The 16,733-nt window shown below is 55.0% G+C and carries 15 protein-coding genes and 1 tRNA gene; 8 read left to right on the forward strand and 8 right to left on the reverse strand.

Going from position 1 to position 16,733, the window contains the following annotated elements:
• The first annotated feature begins 60 nt into the window (after positions 1 to 60).
• From HMPREF2625_RS03895 to HMPREF2625_RS03910, 4 genes are all read left to right on the forward strand, one after another.
• Positions 61 to 133, forward strand: a tRNA-Arg gene (locus tag HMPREF2625_RS03895).
• A gap of 315 nt (positions 134 to 448) precedes the next feature.
• Positions 449 to 1,279, forward strand: a complete 831-nt coding sequence (locus HMPREF2625_RS10945) for a DUF6318 family protein (RefSeq protein WP_070521983.1) — start codon at positions 449 to 451, stop codon at positions 1,277 to 1,279.
• A 197-nt stretch (positions 1,280 to 1,476) separates the two neighbouring features.
• Positions 1,477 to 2,313, forward strand: a complete 837-nt coding sequence (locus HMPREF2625_RS03905; RefSeq protein ID WP_246826636.1) for a DUF6318 family protein — start codon at positions 1,477 to 1,479, stop codon at positions 2,311 to 2,313.
• Between the two features lie 222 nt (positions 2,314 to 2,535).
• On the forward strand, positions 2,536 to 3,375 hold the full coding sequence (locus HMPREF2625_RS03910; protein ID WP_070521989.1) for a DUF6318 family protein: 840 nt from the start codon (positions 2,536 to 2,538) through the stop codon (positions 3,373 to 3,375).
• 108 nt (positions 3,376 to 3,483) lie between these two features.
• On the opposite strand, the gene HMPREF2625_RS03915 is transcribed toward HMPREF2625_RS03910, so the two are convergent.
• Both HMPREF2625_RS03915 and HMPREF2625_RS03920 read right to left on the reverse strand, forming a co-directional pair.
• Positions 3,484 to 4,185: a TANK-binding kinase 1-binding protein (TBK1-binding protein 1) gene (locus HMPREF2625_RS03915; protein ID WP_246826638.1), complete on the reverse strand. Its 702-nt coding sequence runs from the start codon at positions 4,183 to 4,185 to the stop codon at positions 3,484 to 3,486.
• Between the two features lie 154 nt (positions 4,186 to 4,339).
• Positions 4,340 to 5,188 carry a VOC family protein gene (locus HMPREF2625_RS03920; RefSeq protein WP_070521994.1) on the reverse strand — a complete coding sequence of 283 codons (849 nt, stop codon included), beginning with the start codon at positions 5,186 to 5,188 and terminating at the stop codon, positions 4,340 to 4,342.
• Between the two features lie 146 nt (positions 5,189 to 5,334).
• Here HMPREF2625_RS03920 and HMPREF2625_RS03925 point away from each other — a divergent pair, with 146 nt between their 5' ends.
• From HMPREF2625_RS03925 to sucD, 3 genes are all read left to right on the forward strand, one after another.
• Positions 5,335 to 8,208 carry an ATP-dependent helicase gene (locus tag HMPREF2625_RS03925; protein ID WP_070521997.1) on the forward strand — a complete coding sequence of 958 codons (2,874 nt, stop codon included), beginning with the start codon at positions 5,335 to 5,337 and terminating at the stop codon, positions 8,206 to 8,208.
• A 227-nt stretch (positions 8,209 to 8,435) separates the two neighbouring features.
• Positions 8,436 to 9,602, forward strand: coding sequence for an ADP-forming succinate--CoA ligase subunit beta (gene sucC, locus HMPREF2625_RS03930; RefSeq protein ID WP_004005554.1), 1,167 nt, complete (start codon positions 8,436 to 8,438; stop codon positions 9,600 to 9,602).
• A gap of 29 nt (positions 9,603 to 9,631) precedes the next feature.
• The gene (sucD, locus tag HMPREF2625_RS03935; protein ID WP_070522000.1) at positions 9,632 to 10,549 is read left to right on the forward strand and encodes a succinate--CoA ligase subunit alpha; all 918 of its coding nucleotides are present in this window, start codon (positions 9,632 to 9,634) and stop codon (positions 10,547 to 10,549) included.
• Between the two features lie 122 nt (positions 10,550 to 10,671).
• Here sucD and HMPREF2625_RS03940 read toward each other — a convergent pair whose 3' ends face one another.
• From HMPREF2625_RS03940 to HMPREF2625_RS03965, 6 genes are all read right to left on the reverse strand, one after another.
• Complete coding sequence (locus HMPREF2625_RS03940; protein ID WP_070522626.1) at positions 10,672 to 11,301, reverse strand: GyrI-like domain-containing protein; 630 nt, start codon at positions 11,299 to 11,301, stop codon at positions 10,672 to 10,674.
• The gene (locus HMPREF2625_RS03945) at positions 11,291 to 11,827 is read right to left on the reverse strand and encodes a PadR family transcriptional regulator (RefSeq protein WP_070522623.1); all 537 of its coding nucleotides are present in this window, start codon (positions 11,825 to 11,827) and stop codon (positions 11,291 to 11,293) included. Before HMPREF2625_RS03945 ends, HMPREF2625_RS03940 begins: the two co-directional genes overlap by 11 nt.
• Before the next feature lie 369 nt (positions 11,828 to 12,196).
• Positions 12,197 to 13,405, reverse strand: a complete 1,209-nt coding sequence (locus tag HMPREF2625_RS03950; RefSeq protein ID WP_070522002.1) for a VIT1/CCC1 transporter family protein — start codon at positions 13,403 to 13,405, stop codon at positions 12,197 to 12,199.
• Between the two features lie 284 nt (positions 13,406 to 13,689).
• A complete protein-coding gene (locus HMPREF2625_RS03955) occupies positions 13,690 to 14,190 on the reverse strand; it encodes a Dps family protein (protein ID WP_070522005.1) in 501 nt (166 codons plus the stop codon).
• Positions 14,191 to 14,466: 276 nt separating this feature from the next.
• The gene (locus HMPREF2625_RS03960) at positions 14,467 to 15,126 is read right to left on the reverse strand and encodes an HAD family hydrolase (RefSeq protein ID WP_070522008.1); all 660 of its coding nucleotides are present in this window, start codon (positions 15,124 to 15,126) and stop codon (positions 14,467 to 14,469) included.
• A gap of 22 nt (positions 15,127 to 15,148) precedes the next feature.
• Complete coding sequence (locus tag HMPREF2625_RS03965; protein WP_070522011.1) at positions 15,149 to 15,826, reverse strand: NAD(P)-dependent oxidoreductase; 678 nt, start codon at positions 15,824 to 15,826, stop codon at positions 15,149 to 15,151.
• Positions 15,827 to 16,004: 178 nt separating this feature from the next.
• Between HMPREF2625_RS03965 and HMPREF2625_RS03970 the strand changes: the two genes are divergently transcribed.
• Positions 16,005 to 16,604, forward strand: a complete 600-nt coding sequence (locus tag HMPREF2625_RS03970) for a hypothetical protein (protein ID WP_070522014.1) — start codon at positions 16,005 to 16,007, stop codon at positions 16,602 to 16,604.
• The last annotated feature ends 129 nt before the right edge of the window (positions 16,605 to 16,733 follow it).

A 16,733-nucleotide genomic window follows, 5' to 3' on the forward strand; every position in this document is an offset into this window, starting at 1 on the left:
CTATTCTAGGGGCGTGTAAGATGCTAAAACCTATGTGATGCCCGTATAATGGAACGAGTTGCCCCCGTAGCTCAGGGGATAGAGCACTTCTCTCCTAAAGAAGGTGTCGGACGTTCGAATCGTCTCGGGGGCACGGGTAGCGAACCCGCTTGATGCAGCTTCCACACGTAGAGGAGCATCAAGCGGGTTTTATTTTATCTGTGGGGCGCAGTTGCCCGTGTTGAGGGTGTAGAACACTGAAGTATAGACTTGCTTGTACGGTGTTTAATATAGCTGGAACAAATCATTCAGAATATACATTCAATATCTATTACAAGTTAGTAGAACTATAAGGTAGTGATTTAGATATTATTAATATCACACATGAGGTTGCTGGAGTGAGCTCAGACATAATTCTATGCTGGAAGTGACCGGTTGAACATTGATGTCTGAAAGGAGACTGGTCTCTATGTCCTCTATTGTGAACCGTCGTGCTGCCTTGGGGGTGCTGGGTCTTGGCGCCGGTACCGCCTTCCTTTCTGCCTGTGGTAACTCGGTGACGGGCAGTCAAGGATCCGCTGAATCATCTTCTAGTTCTGCATCGCCAAGTCCCGCACAGTCTAGTTCTTCATCAAGCTCATCGTCGAGTTCAAGTTCTTCAAGCCCAGCAAGTTCGAGCTCCTCCAGCTCGTCAAGCTCAAGCTCATCATCCAGCACGAGCGCCCGCTCCGATTGGAGTGGTGAACCGAAGTTGGAATATGACAGCTACGAAAGCGCAGGCGTGAGTGAGTCTGCGACAAAGGAACACCCGGCTCGGAACCTGAAAAGGCCCAAGAAGCCGGATAATATGAACCTGGAATCCACCGAAGGATTCTATTACAGCTTGGCATATGCTATTGCGGCTATCGACTATGCCCTGAATATGGGGGACGATACCTATGTGCGAATGTCAGGGATGACCGAAAGTGAGCGGGAACAGTTTGCGCGGGAGCATCCTTTAGAAGATATTCGTAACCACACCTACTGGGAAAATGATCCAAGCTACAGGTATACCTTCTTGGATCCGCAGCCTCAACAGAATGGGAGCGAATACACCTGGGACTATAAACTGACTGTTAGCCGCGGTGGTTACTACGTGAGTAATGGCCAGGTGCACGATACCTCGTACTCATCAACGCCAAAGCCGGGCGATAAACCTGCCTCGGAATACTACCGGGGAGCGATCACCGGAAAATACACTAATGGCGCATGGGTTCTTAGCGGATTCTTCAACGGTGAGAAGAAGGATTCTTCCTCCTAAGAGATTGGTGAAGCGCTAACGAATCTGCGCTGTTCTTTGGCAGGATGCTCCCGATCATTCGATGGTCGGGAGCATCTTTATGCGGCGTGTAGAACATAAAGATTCCATAACATTTTGCCGCAAATCCTGAAGTAGGAAGCCCTATACGCTTATTCTGAAAGTGACCGATAAACACCCGTACATATCTATGAGAGGCAATGATGTCTTCTATTTTTACCCGCAGAAATGCGTTGTTCGTGTTCGGAACCGGAGCCGGTGCGGCACTACTGAGCGCGTGCGGTGGTAATTCCACCGCTGAAAGCTCGGGGTCGGGGAGCGCATCGTCGTCTGATGTATCGCCGAGTGCCTCTTCAAGTTCAAGCTCTTCATCGTCGAGTTCAGCCTCGGCTAGTTCCTCGTCAGCTTCTGCATCATCAAGCTCAGGATCCTCACCATCGCAGTCTGGCGCAACTGATATTGATATGAGCGGCAGCTATGGCGGAAAAATCGATTTTGAGTCCGTTCTGGAATACGAGAAATCCGGTACATATGAGCCCGCTACGAAGGAGCATCCGGCAAAAAACGTTCCTAAACCCAAGAAACCTGCCGGTGCGGATGAGAAGTCCCTCAAGGGCCTCCACCTGAGCATCGCGTTTGCGGTTGCCGCAACGCAATACGCCTATAACACGGGGGATTACTCCCTGCTGGAGCAAAGCTCTATGTCGGAACCAGAACGCAATTACTTCTTGAGGGAAGAGAAGGAACGACTCGATAAAACCCGCGAAGGCACATTCTGGCCGGATAATATTACGATCGAGTATACGCTCACCGAAGAGAGTCCCCGGCTTGAAGGCGATGGCGAATACATATGGGATCGTGAATTTATCGTTGAGTACGGTAAATTCGAGGTTGTTGACGGCAAGGTTGAGTACCATTCAGACGAAGACCACGACATGATATATCGCGATAAATTTATAGGTAATCTGACGGCGCAGTATATTAACGGAGCTTGGATAACCAGCGCGGTTGCCAATCAGCCGAAGTCTAAGAGCTAAAACGTAAGTGGTCTTGCCTCTGTAAAGGTATTTATCTCCGAAGGACTCTGTTTATCCTTTCGGACTACTAATGTGCGTGCTGTACTGCTCTATACTCCTGTACGACGAGTATTGCTGATGATGACGGGAACTTGTGCGCTGTGCCGCGCAAAGGGGCAGTGCAAGCCTAAACTTAAACATATACCGATTTGTCCTACACTTCCGATAAGGAGAACTCTACTCATGTCTTCTCTGTTCGATCGCCGAACCGCTTTACTGGTTCTGGGCTCTAGCGCCGGTGCCGTATTTTTATCTGCATGTGCCCCTAAGGTGAATGGGATTGAGGCGACGTCGCCCGCATCCTCTAGTTCATCGTCTTCTTCCAGCTCGTCGAGTTCCAGCTCCTCGTCGAGTTCTTCAAGCTCCAGTTCGTCGGCATCACATTCAGCGTCGTCAAGCCCGAGCCCGAGTATCGATATGAGCGGCAGCTACAAGGGCGATATTAACTTTGAATCCGTGCTCGAATACGAGAAGTCGGGTACTTTTGAGCCCGCCACCAAGGAACACGCTCAGAGAAACACCCCCAAACCCAAGAAACCGTCGACTATGAACGAAAAATCCGCTAAAGGACTGAGAGACAGTATTGCCTACGCGGTGGCTGCGGTTGAGTATGCGATTAATACGGGTGATTATTCTCTGATCCAGCAAAGCAACATGGATAAAGTGGAGCAGAACTATTATTTAGACCCAGAGACCAAAGAAAAGCTCGAAAAAGTACGTAACGGTAAACGGTGGGTTGATAACGCTAAATTCACATACACCCTAGATACCGAAGTGCCAGATTCTGAGGGTGAGTACTACTCGTGGGATCGCACTTTTTCTGTTGACTATGGTGCGTTTGAGGTCAATGACGGTAACGCAGAAGAACTTGTGCCCGGCGGCGCTAAAGTTACCAAAAAGTTTACGGGACGTCTGCTTGCCGAGTATAAGCATGGTGTGTGGGAGGTTCTAGGGGTCGTTACCCAGATTAAAGAGGAAGGTGAGGAGAGCACAAGTAGTCCATCAGCTTCGTCAAAAGTTTAGCCAACGCTGATCCCGCCTTCCGTGCGGGGTTCTGCGTGAGCCCTCTATAAAAAGGAACCCTAATCGTGAATTAGGGTTCCTTTTTATGCAGTGAGGACGAGGGGGGGGTTATTCCTCGGATTTACCGTCTGCCTCGACGCTCGGCCCGCCCGCGATAAAGGTGGAGGCCGCATCCTTCATGCTGCGCACCAGCTGGTATGCGATACCCGCCAGAGATAGAAGCAGCAGCGCCCAATCCACGGGTAACAGCATATTCAGAGCACCGGGCTGATGCGCGGGGTCGGCGAGCGCCGCATCTAGCATAAAAATCGTGGCAATGTGCGCGAGTAGGTAGCCCACCGGAGCCGCTGTGAAAAGTGCCTGCAGTACCTTCGGCAGGCGTGACGTGTACGCCAGAAACGCCAGCGAAAGCCCAAAAAAGAGCGCAAAAACTATGCCCACCGAACGATGCGCATACGTATACGCGCCCAGATTGTCGCCCAGCCCGGAGGCGAAGGCGGACAGAGCTTCGGCTGAGGTGACGGGGGAGAGGTCGGGAACCTGGGCGTTCGCCAGCCTGCCGTAGCTTGGCAGCACCCAGAACGCCACATAGGCGCCCAGCAGCAGGGAAATTGTGACCGCCACATACAGGAAGGTCTTCGAACGCTGCTGTTCGGCGGTCGCGTTCGCGCGCACGGCACGGTCATCCATGACCTGTTTGAGCTCATGAATTTTATGCTCTTGGGGTTTTCGCCCGGGCTGCGGTCGACTCTGCCCCTGCTGTGCCTGTTCGCCGTACAGGCGCTTCTTCTGACCTTGTGATAGACCCATACCTTCCATTATTGCGCAGAGCGACTGGTTGTGTCAGCGTGGGGCCTTTACCAAAAGAATGGGAGTATATGCGGGGCAGGCTTCTTGGTCTTCTGCCGCGTGATACTGCTTATTTACTGATACCCCTATATCAGGAGGGTCGTGGTGCAGCGGGTTACAGCTTGGCCAAGTCGATCTTACCCATCTGTAGGACCTTATCGCGTGTGGCGGCGTCGGCCATGAGCTCGGCGATGTTATGGGGGACAACCTGCCACGAGACACCCCAGCGGTCGATGCACCAGCCGCAGCGCTCGGCCTCGGGCACGGCGGAGAGCCCCGCCCAGTAGCGGTCGATCTCTTCCTGGTCGCGGCAGGAGACGATGATGGAGACTCCGGGCGTGAAGGTGAAATCGTGGAAGGTCCCAGAGTCCGTGGCTGCCATCCAGGTGCCGCGTAGGGTAAAGTCGGTGAACATGACCGTACCCGCATCCAGCGGTCCGCCTTCCTCGTAACGGTATAGGACACCGCGGCGGGAGTTATCAAACAGGGCGATCCAAGCGTCGGTGGCCTCCTCGGCATTAGCGTGGTTAGTACCGCCGAACATGAAGGATGGGATAACAAAGGGGCGCGGATCGCCGTCCGGGTCGGTGAGCATGAGCTGCCAGGTCATGCCGAAACGGTCACGAACCCAAGCGTAGCGCGGGGAGAAGGGGTACTCACCCAGCTCCATAAGTACGCCGCCGGTGCTGAGCCGCTTATAGAGCTCATCAAGGTAGGCTCGGGCTTGTTCCTCTCCGCCGAATAAGAGCGGATCAAAGTTCAGGATGCAGCTGATCGACGGGTTCGGGGCGTACTGGTTACCGCCGTTGATGAGCGAGAGCTTGAAACCGTGGATGCTGACCGTCGCCGCGATCCCGGGCACCTGCTCGGTCACGGATGCATCGCGGAAAACATCGGCGTAGAACTGTGCTGCTTCGTCGGCGGTGCCGTCGCACCAAATAGCGGGAGTGATGACCTGATCCATCCGGTCATCGTAACATGTCTACACCGCGCGGTGGGGTACCGCTAAGAGCGAATTATGCGCGGCAAACGGGCGCGATGGGTGGGAGCGAGAGGGCAAATACGGTAGCATGGAATATCGAACGTGTATTCTAGGCAGCGAGGTAGATCATGAGCGAACCCACCAACTCCGCATCCGGCGTTGAGCCTGCCGCAGATACCCTCTTTGTCGATCTCGAAAACACGCAGCCGCCCTACGATCCCGAATATGATGCCCATATTCCGCCGGAAGATACCTCCGCACCCGAAGAAGACCCCTTCGCGCACGAATCTTTTATGCCAGAGTTCAACCCTGAAGCGGTGAATGCCCAAACCGTCACCGCCCACGAGGATGCGCTCGGCGAGTTCATGCCGCCCGCCTACCGAGTGGGTGGATACGGAAGCGAGTACAATCCCGAGGACCCTTACGGGGAGCGCACCTATTCGCTGAGCACCATCGACCCCGCAACCCTGATCGACGGGCTTAACGACCGGCAGCGCGAAGCTGTTTTACACGCCGGTTCGCCTTTGCTGATCGTCGCCGGGGCCGGGTCTGGCAAAACCCGCGTGCTGACGCACCGCATCGCCCATCTGCTCGCAACCGGGCGGGCAACCCCCGGGCAAATTCTCGCCATCACCTTCACGAACAAGGCCGCAGCGGAAATGCGTGAGCGCATCCAAGCGCTGATCGGTCCGCGCGCACAGCACATGTGGATTTCCACCTTCCACAGCTTCTGCGTGCGCGTGCTGCGCCGAGAAGCCAAGGCGCTCGGGCTCAAATCCACCTTCACGATCTACGATTCGGCGGATTCGCAACGCCTGCTCACGCTCATTATCAAAGAGCTGAACCTTGATACCAAAAAGTTTGCCCCCAAAGCCGTGGGGCACAGGATTTCTGCCCTCAAAAACGAGCTGGTGAGCGCCGAAGAATACAGTGCGGCGGCCGCGAATAACCCGTGGGAAAAGACTATCGCGCAGATTTACACCGTCTACACTCAGCGCCTTCGCGCCGCGAACTCTCTCGACTTTGATGACCTCATTGGCAAAACCGTGTTTTTGCTCAAGAAGTTCCCCGAAATCGCAAACTACTACCGCCGTAAATTCCGGCATATTCTGGTGGACGAATACCAAGACACCAACCACGCCCAGTATGCGCTCGTGCGGGAGTTAGTGGGGGCGCATCCGCAGGGAAACACTCGCGAGCAGGGGCCGTACCCGGATGCTCCGCCGCCCGGCGAACTGACCGTCGTGGGCGACTCAGACCAGTCGATTTACGCCTTCCGCGGCGCCGACATTCGCAATATTACGGATTTCGAGAGCGACTACCCCAACGCACACATTATTCTGCTGGAACAGAACTACCGTTCCACGCAGAACATTCTCTCTGCCGCGAACGCCGTGATTGAACGCAACCCCAACCGCCGCCCCAAGAAGCTGTGGACGGCATCGGGGGAGGGCACCAAAATTGTGGGGTACGTCGCCGAATCCGAACATGCGGAGGCACGCTACATCGCCCAAGAAATAGACCGGCTTGCCGACGAACACGGCATCAAGCCTTCGGATGTGGCGATTTTCTACCGCACCAATGCCCAATCTCGCGCCCTCGAAGAACTCCTGATGCGCGCCGGACTGCCGTACCGCGTGGTCGGCGGCACCCGGTTCTACGAGCGCAAAGAAATTAAGGATGCGCTCGCCTACCTGCGCGCCCTCTCAAACCCGGACGACGACGTGAGTGTGCGGCGTATTCTCAACGAACCTAAACGCGGTATCGGTGCGAAATCTGAGACCGTGGTCGCCGATCACGCATCGGCACAGCGAATTTCGTTCTTCGCCGCCGCCCGTGCCGCTGCCGCCGAGCCGGGGAGCGTGCCAGGTTTGGGCGCTGCCGCCGTGAAAAAGTATGCGGAGTTCGTCAAGCTCATGGACGATCTCGCCCAGATTGCGCGCACCGAATCGGCCGCCACAACCCTAGAGGCGGTGCTCGAACAATCCGGCTATCTCGCCGCTCTGCGTGAATCTAAAGATATTCAGGACGAATCCCGGGTGGAAAACCTCTCGGAGCTGCTGGACGCGATGGTCGAGTTTGAGGCGGAGAACCCCGGCGCGGACTTAGAACAGTTCTTAGAGCATGTCTCGCTGGTGGCGGATGCCGACTCGATTCCATCCCGAGGCACCTCCGCAGACGGGCAGACCCCGTCTGCCGCGCAGATTGCCGCCGAGGCCGCAGAGGCGAAGGCGCAGGGCATGATTACCCTGATGACCCTGCACACCGCCAAAGGTCTGGAGTTCCCGGTTGTTTTCCTGACCGGGCTGGAACACGGGCTGTTTCCGCATCAGCGGGCACTGACCGACGAAGGCGAGATGAGCGAGGAACGCCGCCTTGCCTATGTGGGGCTCACGCGCGCGATGCAGAGGCTCTACGTCACCCGATCCGAGACCCGCACGATGTGGGGCAAGAGCCAGTTCAACCCGCCCTCACCCTTCCTGGAAGAGATTCCCGAGGAGCTGATCGAATGGCGCCGCCTGGGCGGATTTGCCGGGTTTGGTGCCTCCGGGATGGGCGCATACGCCAACGGTGCCAGCGGGTATGGCGGCTACGGGCAGGGCAGCTACCGTGGGGCGAGCGGATACAGTTCCGGCGGTGGGCGCAATGCTGATGGGCGCGGCTTAGATAAGGGCAGCATGGATGGCTACGGCATGGGATACGATGAATCCCGCACCCGAGCGAACCGTGAGCCATCAACTGCCGAGGTCAATGGTTCGGCAAGCTACGGTTTGGCGGCCGCAGCCAGCGCATCCGGGGCGGTGCGCAACCGCTCACGGGTGCATCAAGGCAAGGAAATTCCGCAGCTGAAGGTGGGCGATACGGTGCGCCACACCAAGTTCGGTGAGGGTCGGGTTCTCGCTCTGGAAGGCACCGGCGATAAGACCGTGGCAAAGGTACGTTTTGCCTCCGAAGAGAAGCGTCTGCTGCTGCGGTACGCGCCGTTGGAGAAAGTCTCGTAGACCCCGGCCCGCAGGGTGCATCCGAACACGTGATGCCACCCACAAAAACCGGGTTGATATGCACCCATAAGTGCACACTAACCTATATTTCCGATAAAGTAGAGATGAGAGGATTTCGAAAGCGTTTTCGCGCGCCCGCACGGGTGCCAAGGCGCATCGTATGAACCTCATGAGACCAGGCCGTCGCACCCCATGCGGCGGCATCACTTCGACGAAGAAGGACACCTGTGGACCTTTTCGAATACCAGGCGCGCGATCTCTTCGCAAAGCACGGTGTACCCGTGCTCAAGGGTATTGTTGCGACCACTCCCGAAGAAGCAAAGGCAGCAGCTGAGGAAATCGGCGGCCTGACCGTCATTAAGGCTCAGGTTAAGACCGGTGGCCGCGGTAAGGCTGGCGGTGTAAAGCTCGCTAAAAACCCTGACGAGGCATACGAGTACGCTCAGCAGATTCTTGGTATGGATATCAAGGGTCACACCGTTCACCGCGTGCTGGTCGCACAGGGTGCTGACATTGCTGAAGAATACTATTTCTCGATTCTGCTTGACCGTGCAAACCGTTCATACCTTGCCATGTGCTCGGTAGAGGGCGGCATGGAAATTGAGCAGCTCGCCGCTGAACGCCCCGAGGCTCTCGCCAAGGTTGAGGTAGACCCGCTGGTGGGTATCGACTCCGCCAAAGCACAGGAGATCGTTGAGGCCGCCGGGTTCTCTGCTGAACTGCAGCCCAAGGTGGTTGAGGTTCTCGTGAAACTGGGCGATGTCTTCAATAAGGAAGATGCAACCCTTGTTGAGGTTAACCCCCTCGTGCAGACCCCCGAAGGCGATATTCTGGCTCTTGACGGTAAGGTCTCTCTCGACGATAACGCAGAATTCCGCCAGCCCGATCACGTGGCGCTTGTCGATAAATCCGCCGAAAACCCGCTGGAAGCTAAGGCTAAGCAGCACGACCTGAACTATGTGAAGCTCGACGGCGAAGTTGGCGTTGTCGGTAACGGCGCCGGTTTGGTGATGTCTACCCTGGATGTGGTGGCATACGCTGGCGAAAAGCACGGCAACGTGAAGCCCGCCAACTTCCTCGATATCGGTGGCGGCGCATCCGCTGAGGTTATGGCTGCGGGTCTTGAGATTATTCTGGGCGATGAGCAGGTTAAGAGCGTTTTCGTGAACGTCTTCGGCGGTATCACCTCGTGCGATGCCGTGGCTGAGGGCATCGTGAAGGCGCTTGAGATTCTGGGCGATTCCGCAACTAAGCCGCTCGTGGTGCGGTTGGACGGCAATAACGTGGAGGAAGGCCGCCGCATCCTCTCTGAGGCAAACCACCCGCTCGTGGTGCAGGCAACCACCATGGATTCAGGCGCCGACAAGGCAGCAGAGCTCGCTAACAAGGCGTAATCGCCACCGAAGGATTTATAGGAAAAACTATGTCTATCTTTGTGAACAAAGACTCTAAGGTCATCGTTCAGGGCATCACCGGCGGCGAAGGCACCAAGCACACCGCTCGTATGCTCGCAGCCGGCACAAACATTGTGGGCGGCGTGAACGCCCGCAAGGCTGGCACCACCGTTACCCACAAGGCAAAGGACGGCTCCGATGTTGAGCTGAAGGTCTTCGGTACCGTTGCCGAGGCTATCTCAGAAACCGGTGCGGATGTTTCGATTGTTTTCGTGCCGCCCGCCTTCACCAAGTCCGCCGTGCTTGAGGCTATTGAGGCTAAGATCGGTCTGGTCGTCGTCATTACCGAGGGCGTGCCGGTGCAGGATACCGCCGAGTTCTGGGCTGCCGCGAAGGCTTCGGTGGACGAGAACGGCAAGCAGATTACCCGCATTATCGGGCCGAACTGCCCCGGCATTATCACCCCTGAGGAGTGCCTGGTTGGCATTACCCCGGCGAATATCACCGGTAAGGGCAAGATCGGTCTTGTCTCTAAGTCGGGTACCCTTACCTACCAGATGATGTTCGAGCTCGCCGACATTGGGTTCACCACCGCTATCGGTATTGGCGGCGACCCGATTATCGGCACCACCCATATTGACGCTCTGGAGGCTTTTGAGGCTGACCCGGAGACCGAGGGCATCGTGATGATTGGTGAGATTGGTGGCGACGCGGAGGAGCGTGCCGCCGAGTACATCAAGGCGAACGTCACCAAGCCTGTGGTCGGTTATGTGGCTGGCTTTACCGCTCCCGAGGGCAAGACTATGGGCCACGCTGGTGCTATCGTTTCGGGTTCTTCGGGCACCGCTCAGGCGAAGAAGGAAGCTCTGGAGGCTGCCGGCGTGAAGGTTGGCAAGACCCCTTCCGAGGCCGCTAATTTGATGCGCGAAATCTTCGCCAACAAGTAGCATTTTGCCCGGTTTGGGCAGCTAATAAGACCCCCGGCGGTGCGAGCGTAATACTCGCGCCGCCGGGGGCTTCGTATATTCTCACAGCCAGGGTGCTATCTTCTAGTGAATAAACGCCACTCTTATTTAATCGGATGACGGACAACAGTCTTCATTTTTTCTGGGTTGGCTTTCCTTGGGTCACTGAGATAAATTTCATGATGTAGGCGCTCTGCGCTCATGTCTATTTGATAGTCATTTTGAATGGCAAACTCATGCATTGCAGCAACGGTTTCAGGCTCGCTGTCATAAGTGCCAATGTGCATACATTGTACACAGAGCCCTTCGTCGTAAGTTAGAAATTCAACCTTTGAAAAATCACGCTTTTTCTTCTTCGTGGCTGTTTCAACAGCCCAGTCGAAGTCTTCTTTGGCTACAAAATCTGGCAATCGAATGACGGATATAAAATGCATATCTTGTTTCCTCGTATAATCCATTTCATTTTCGCTTTTATCTTGCCACCAGAAACCTTCAAGAGGTGGAACAGTATAGTTAAAGAAGCCAGCTATCTTATGAGGGCCTTTATAGCTCATTTTTAAGATATAAGCCACTCCATACAATAATTCAATAGCTTCTTTATACTCGCCTCCATCTTGATTAGGGTCACCTGCCCCACGAACAGCCAGATAGTTCATTGTGGGAACAGTAATAATGCTGGGTTCTGTCTTAGGCTGGTAGAGTTCTTTGAACTCTTTCTTATAATCAAATGCCATCTTCATTTCCTCCTTGAAGTAGATGAATTTCCTGGTTGATCCAATCTAATTCTGCTAGCATTAGCGCTTGCCCGAGACTAAAAAGCTGCTGAGCAATGGGAGCATGATGCTGACTATTTTCTCGTTCGTGTAACATGTTGCTGAGGTCAGTCTCAAGATTCTCCTTTCGCTTGGAAAGTGCGACGATTAACTCCTCGTTGTCTAAAAGAAAACTGGTTGCGAACCCCGTCATGAAATGTGTGTTTGTGGGCTTACGTTCGCAAATCATCTCTAGTGTTGCTTCCTTTAAGGCTTCAACACCTTTATCGGTAATCTGATATTCCTTTTTCTCTTTACCTTTACTGGCTTTACTATCAGCCAGCCCCTTTTTCTCTAATTTATCAAGAATGTAGTAAATAGATGAGAACCCAATGTCTGACCACTGACGCATACCACGTTCTGTAATTACCTGTTCAATGTGATAACCGTGCTGCGGCCCTTCAGTCAGAATACCTAGAATAAGCTGTTCATTTAATGAAATAACCATAGACACCTTCACCATATTATTCTAGTAGTAGAATACTTATATTCTAGTACTAGAATAATATGGTGTCAATACTTATAAATAGCCTACTTTTAGGGGCTGCTCATGGAGGGGCACTGCGCTCATGCAACGAAATATCGGCTTCTCATCTGCCTGCACCGTTTATTCCATAAATCTGCATCATAGCAACGGCAGAGGCTCTGCTCTGGAATAAATTCTGCCGGTACAGCTACAGGTATTCCTGTACAGCTGTAAACCCCCACCAGGGCAGGGTTTAGCCACTATCGCTGTAGTCAAAGAGGGTTTCAAAAGATGACAAGTGCTGATCCATGGGGATCTATAGGCCTATAGAGAATAGTTTTTCTCGGGGCCCTACCCCAGCGTCGTGCCGAAGGCTAGACCCAGCAGGTAGGTGATACCCGCCGCGCCTAGTCCGATAAGGATTTGACGCAGCCCGCGGCGCATCGGGGAAGACCCCGAGAGCAGCCCCACGATACCGCCGGTGAAGCCCAACGCCATGGCGACGAACAGGAGCGAAAGCGCCATCGCCCAGAGGCCGGAAAGCCCGAAAATATAGGGCAGAATCGGCACGAGCGCCCCGGATGCGAAGAAGCTAAACGATGCCGCCGCCGCGCCAATATCTGTACCCAGCGCTACGTTTTCTTCCTCGCCCTCTTCATCAGCACGATGCGACAGTGACGGGTCGCAATCACAGTCGAGGTACCCGAAACGTTCCAGCGCGCGGTGATGCGCCGCCTCCTCATCCATACCGCGCGCCCGGTAGATGAGCTCAAGCTCGTTCGCATCAATATCAAGGTCGCCCGCCACACGCAGGGTTACCTGGGTTGGCTGGGATGCATCCAAAAGTTCACGCTGAGAACGTACCGAAACGAACTCGCCCGCCGCCATAGAAAGCGCACCCGAGAGCAGTCCGGCAATCCCCGAAAGTAACACCATAGAGCTGGATGCACCCGAGGCCGTAATACCGATCGTCAGCGCCAGATTCGAGACCAGTCCATCGTTCGCGCCGAACACCGCCGCGCGGAAGTTGCCCGAGAGCTTTTCACGCCCGTTAGTGGCCAGGGCACGGATGATTTCTTCGTGAATAGCTTCGTCAGCCGCCATTTCTTCGGTGGCATCCGGATCTTCGGCGTAGGGGGAGCGGGATTCGGCCCGCTGAGCCATCGCCAGAATAAAAACCGACCCGAAATGCCGCGCAAGGAACTGCAAAATCGCCGAAGATAGCGAAGGACGTGAGGGTTTACCGGCATGTTCGCCGAGCATATCGCGCCAGTGTTGTTGATGGCGTTTCTCGGCTTCGGCAACCTGCATCAGAATCTCACGCTCTTCGCCCTCGGCACGCTGGGCCAGGTAGCGGTAGATGCGCGCCTCCGACTCTTCATCGGCGAGATAACGCCGCCACCGCCGGATCTGCGCATCACTCGGCTGGGTGACGGGGTGGTGCCGTGCCGGTATGTGCCCGGTCGCCGGGGAAGAATCTTCGGATGCGGTGCGAACCCCCTCGGCCTGGGCGGTGAGAAGATGCTCGCTCTGAGTTTTATGCGGTTCGGCCGATGTCATAGATATCCCGGGTAGATTGGTGTGCAACTCACCAGCATAGGGGCTTCGTACTCGAAAATCTAGGAAAAGGTACCGGTGCTTTTATGTTCGCTGCATCGAAAAATATCTTTCCCAGTACCCTCACTGGTACGTTTCTTCATGCGAAAAAGAATTTACAGGTAGCGTGAGAAACGGCTATTAAGAAAACCTGAGGAAAATCAATACAGGGGATAGTTAGGGCAATAAAGGTGCCGCCTCCCGCGTAGGGGAGACGGCACCTTTCGTTCTAAAATCCTGTGTGCGGATTACTTGATTTCGCCTGCGCTGTTCTCTAGGAATGCGCGAACGAACCACTGGAACTTCTCAAGCTCAGCGGTCTGGCCGATCAGCAGGTCCTCGGTAATGGGGTCAACCTTGCCGGCGAACTCGATAGCCTTGCGCTGGTCTTCGATCACACGGGTGTAGACGTCGTTGAGGGCATGCAGATGCTCGGTCACGCGAGCGCGGCCTACGGGGTAATCCTCGTGGTTGCGTGCTGCGACCAGTGCACCGGCGAGACCGTTGGGGGTTGCACCCAGGGTTGCCATACGTTCTGCGATGTCGTCCACGAAGTTGCGAACGGTGTCGACCTGCGGGTCAATCATTTCGTGCACGGCGATGAAGTCGGGACCGGTTACGTTCCAGTGTGCATGCTTCAGGGAAAGATGCAGTTCGTTGAGGTCGTGCAGGCGAGCCTGTAGAACCTCGGAAATCTCTTTGCCTTCGTCAAGAGTAAGACCGGGTGCGGTGTATTGTGCGAATGTCATGTGAGACTCCTTCTTAGTGCGTAGATGCTGCTTCAAGGGGGTAGACGTCGGGGAATTCTCACCCGCTATTTCCCCACAAAAGCGTTATCCTTAGTAAATCATTTTTACGCCCCGGAGTCAAGTTTATTTTTAGTAATTCATAATAAGGATGGCTTTGGAGGTGGTTCTGGCAATGCTAAAAAATAGCCTAGATAAGGCTTAGCACACCCTGCCACAACCCTGTGCAATCAGCGAACCATCATCGTGAATACGGCGAGGAATGCGAAAATCGGGCAGCTATTCGCCTAAGGCGCGCACCGCATCCAACGTTAACTCGGTATGTAACATGCGGGCATGCCCCAGCTCGGCGGGAACCTCAAGCTCGCCCGGCACTACAATCACCTTCATGCCCGCCGCCGTTGCACTGCGCACCCCGGAGGGCGAATCCTCAAGCGCCACACACCGGCTAGGCTCAACCCCCAAACGCTGCGCCGCCAAAAGGTACGGTTGCGGATCCGGCTTTGGATGCGTTGTCTCATCGTTGCCAATAACGACCGAGAACGTTCCTTCCGGGGCGGCATCGGCTGTACGCTGAGCAATCGACGTAGTCGCATTCGTAACAATCGCCGCCGGAATCTGGGCATCACGCACTTGGGTCAGGAAACGCTCAATACCGGGCAGAAACTCCACCTGCTGATGCGCCAGCGCCTCACGAACCTTGGCAACTAGGCGCTCGTTAATCTGCTCATCCGGCAGATCAACCCCGCGTTCGCGCAGACGGTCGAGCGTAAATTTCATGGAAAGCCCCAGACAATCCAGGGTATCCTGCTCGGTCCAGGTGCCGCCGAACTCGGCCGCCAGAGCAACCTTCGCGGCAGCCCACACCGGCTCGGTATCCACAAGCGTGCCGTCATGGTCGAAAAGAATTGCGGCGGGAAAAGAAGAATTATTCGTCATAGATTAAGCCTACCGGGCATTTCTAGGTAGCCCGTAGGACAACGTCATCAATCGTCACCAAAAAATCTGTCCCCGCGTTCAGTGGGTTTCCCGCAATACTGAGCAGAGCATCAGCAACATCTTCACGAGCAATCATTGGAATACCCGGAACTCGCGCAACACTCGCCACATCAACCACCTTCGCCCCGCCCTTACCAGGCTTATCTGTCAGCCTGCCCGGCAGTGCCCGCGAAATATACGGCTGATACTTAGTAACCATAGCGTCGGCCTTCACGCGGTCCCTAAAAATACTGCGCATAATGGTCTTACACACTACACGCATTAAGAAAGATGCGCTCCGTACCGTATTACCCACCCCGTAGGCGCTCATAATAACGCAGTGCTTCACACCCGCACCCACTACCGCTTCCATAATGAGCGGCAGGTGCTTCTGCATGAACTTGGTCGATAGAAACTCCCGTACCGTAGCTTTCTGCCCCAGGATGCTAACCATCACATCCTGCCCGGAAGAAACCGTGGCGAGCCGCTCAGTATCGTTCAGGGTACCAGGAACAATAATGAGGTTCTGGTGTTCCCCCAAAAGCGTTGCCGCCTTATCGGGGTTACGCACATAGGCGGTGACCGTGTGTCCCTCCTCTAACGCTTTGCGGGTGAAAAGGCTTCCAGTGCGACCGCTTGCTCCTAAAGCCAGTATTTTCATGTAGGCTCCCAATATTTATCGCTGTGGTTGGTATGGGCACCCGCGAGCGCCCGAGGTGCTCAGTATAACAATAAAGTTTTTGGTTTAAGTTTAGGTTTATGCGGGATTTACCGCAGAAAGCCCGCTGACATGGTGAGTGCTGCCCCAGCCTGGGGCACAAACCGTTTAAGATGGCACAGTGAACGAAAAATCAGAGCACTCCGGATCGCATCCGCACGTAAACTCATTAGCCGCACGCACACCTGCCGTCATGCAGGTTGCAACCCTCTATGCCGCCTACCCCATGGCGTTTGTTTCTGCCGCCTGGATTACCGTAGGCCGTGCTCTCTTTGGTGCCGCCGGTGATCTCGTGCCTATTTTTGCTATCTCATTCGGTCCCGCGCTAGCCGTGATTCTGTGCCTGGGCGCATGGTGGATGTTTCGTGATGCACATCGTCGCGTTGCCAGTGGCGAGCATCTTCGGGTTGGTGCATCCTGGGGATTCGTATTTTCCGTGTGGGCCTGCTGGGTGCTCGCATTTCTCTTTGGGATGTTCATTCCCGACTACCGTGCCGGGGTGCCGGTGTCGGGAATTGGTGCGCTCGCGGGTGCCGATTACGTGGGCTACGGTGCAGGATTTGGGAATACCTTCGGAATTTTGACTTTTGCCATGGCTATTACCGCCGCCGTGATTGCTTTCAACGCCAATAGGCGCTCGGCGCGCATGCGGCAGGGTGTTACTGACGAGGTTTTGGAGGAGCAGGCGCGACAACAAAGCCCGTATGACTTCCTGGACTGAGATCTAGTCTGTATCCTCTCATCCCGCGCTCTAAAAGGCTCTTGATACGAATAAAGCGGCGAAAAAATACGCTTTATTCGTATCAAGAGCCTTTTTTAGCACTGAATTTTGGTCCGGAAAATCGTCGGT

It is taken from the genome of Rothia sp. HMSC064D08 (assembly GCF_001809525.1).
GTDB lineage: Bacteria > Actinomycetota > Actinomycetes > Actinomycetales > Micrococcaceae > Rothia > Rothia dentocariosa.

Excerpts from the sequence above, each read along its gene's own strand:
- HMPREF2625_RS03955 (WP_070522005.1), bottom strand. The coding sequence starts at position 14,190 with ATGACATTCGCACAATACACCGCACCCGGTCTTACTCTTGACGAAGGC.
- HMPREF2625_RS03905 (WP_246826636.1), top strand. The coding sequence starts at position 1,477 with ATGATGTCTTCTATTTTTACCCGCAGAAATGCGTTGTTCGTGTTCGGA.
- sucD (WP_070522000.1), top strand. The coding sequence starts at position 9,632 with ATGTCTATCTTTGTGAACAAAGACTCTAAGGTCATCGTTCAGGGCATC.
- HMPREF2625_RS03925 (WP_070521997.1), top strand. The coding sequence starts at position 5,335 with ATGAGCGAACCCACCAACTCCGCATCCGGCGTTGAGCCTGCCGCAGAT.
- HMPREF2625_RS03915 (WP_246826638.1), bottom strand. The coding sequence starts at position 4,185 with ATGGGTCTATCACAAGGTCAGAAGAAGCGCCTGTACGGCGAACAGGCA.
- HMPREF2625_RS03920 (WP_070521994.1), bottom strand. The coding sequence starts at position 5,188 with ATGGATCAGGTCATCACTCCCGCTATTTGGTGCGACGGCACCGCCGAC.
- HMPREF2625_RS03945 (WP_070522623.1), bottom strand. The coding sequence starts at position 11,827 with ATGGTTATTTCATTAAATGAACAGCTTATTCTAGGTATTCTGACTGAA.
- HMPREF2625_RS03960 (WP_070522008.1), bottom strand. The coding sequence starts at position 15,126 with ATGACGAATAATTCTTCTTTTCCCGCCGCAATTCTTTTCGACCATGAC.
- HMPREF2625_RS03950 (WP_070522002.1), bottom strand. The coding sequence starts at position 13,405 with ATGACATCGGCCGAACCGCATAAAACTCAGAGCGAGCATCTTCTCACC.
- HMPREF2625_RS10945 (WP_070521983.1), top strand. The coding sequence starts at position 449 with ATGTCCTCTATTGTGAACCGTCGTGCTGCCTTGGGGGTGCTGGGTCTT.
- HMPREF2625_RS03910 (WP_070521989.1), top strand. The coding sequence starts at position 2,536 with ATGTCTTCTCTGTTCGATCGCCGAACCGCTTTACTGGTTCTGGGCTCT.
- HMPREF2625_RS03965 (WP_070522011.1), bottom strand. The coding sequence starts at position 15,826 with ATGAAAATACTGGCTTTAGGAGCAAGCGGTCGCACTGGAAGCCTTTTC.
- HMPREF2625_RS03940 (WP_070522626.1), bottom strand. The coding sequence starts at position 11,301 with ATGGCATTTGATTATAAGAAAGAGTTCAAAGAACTCTACCAGCCTAAG.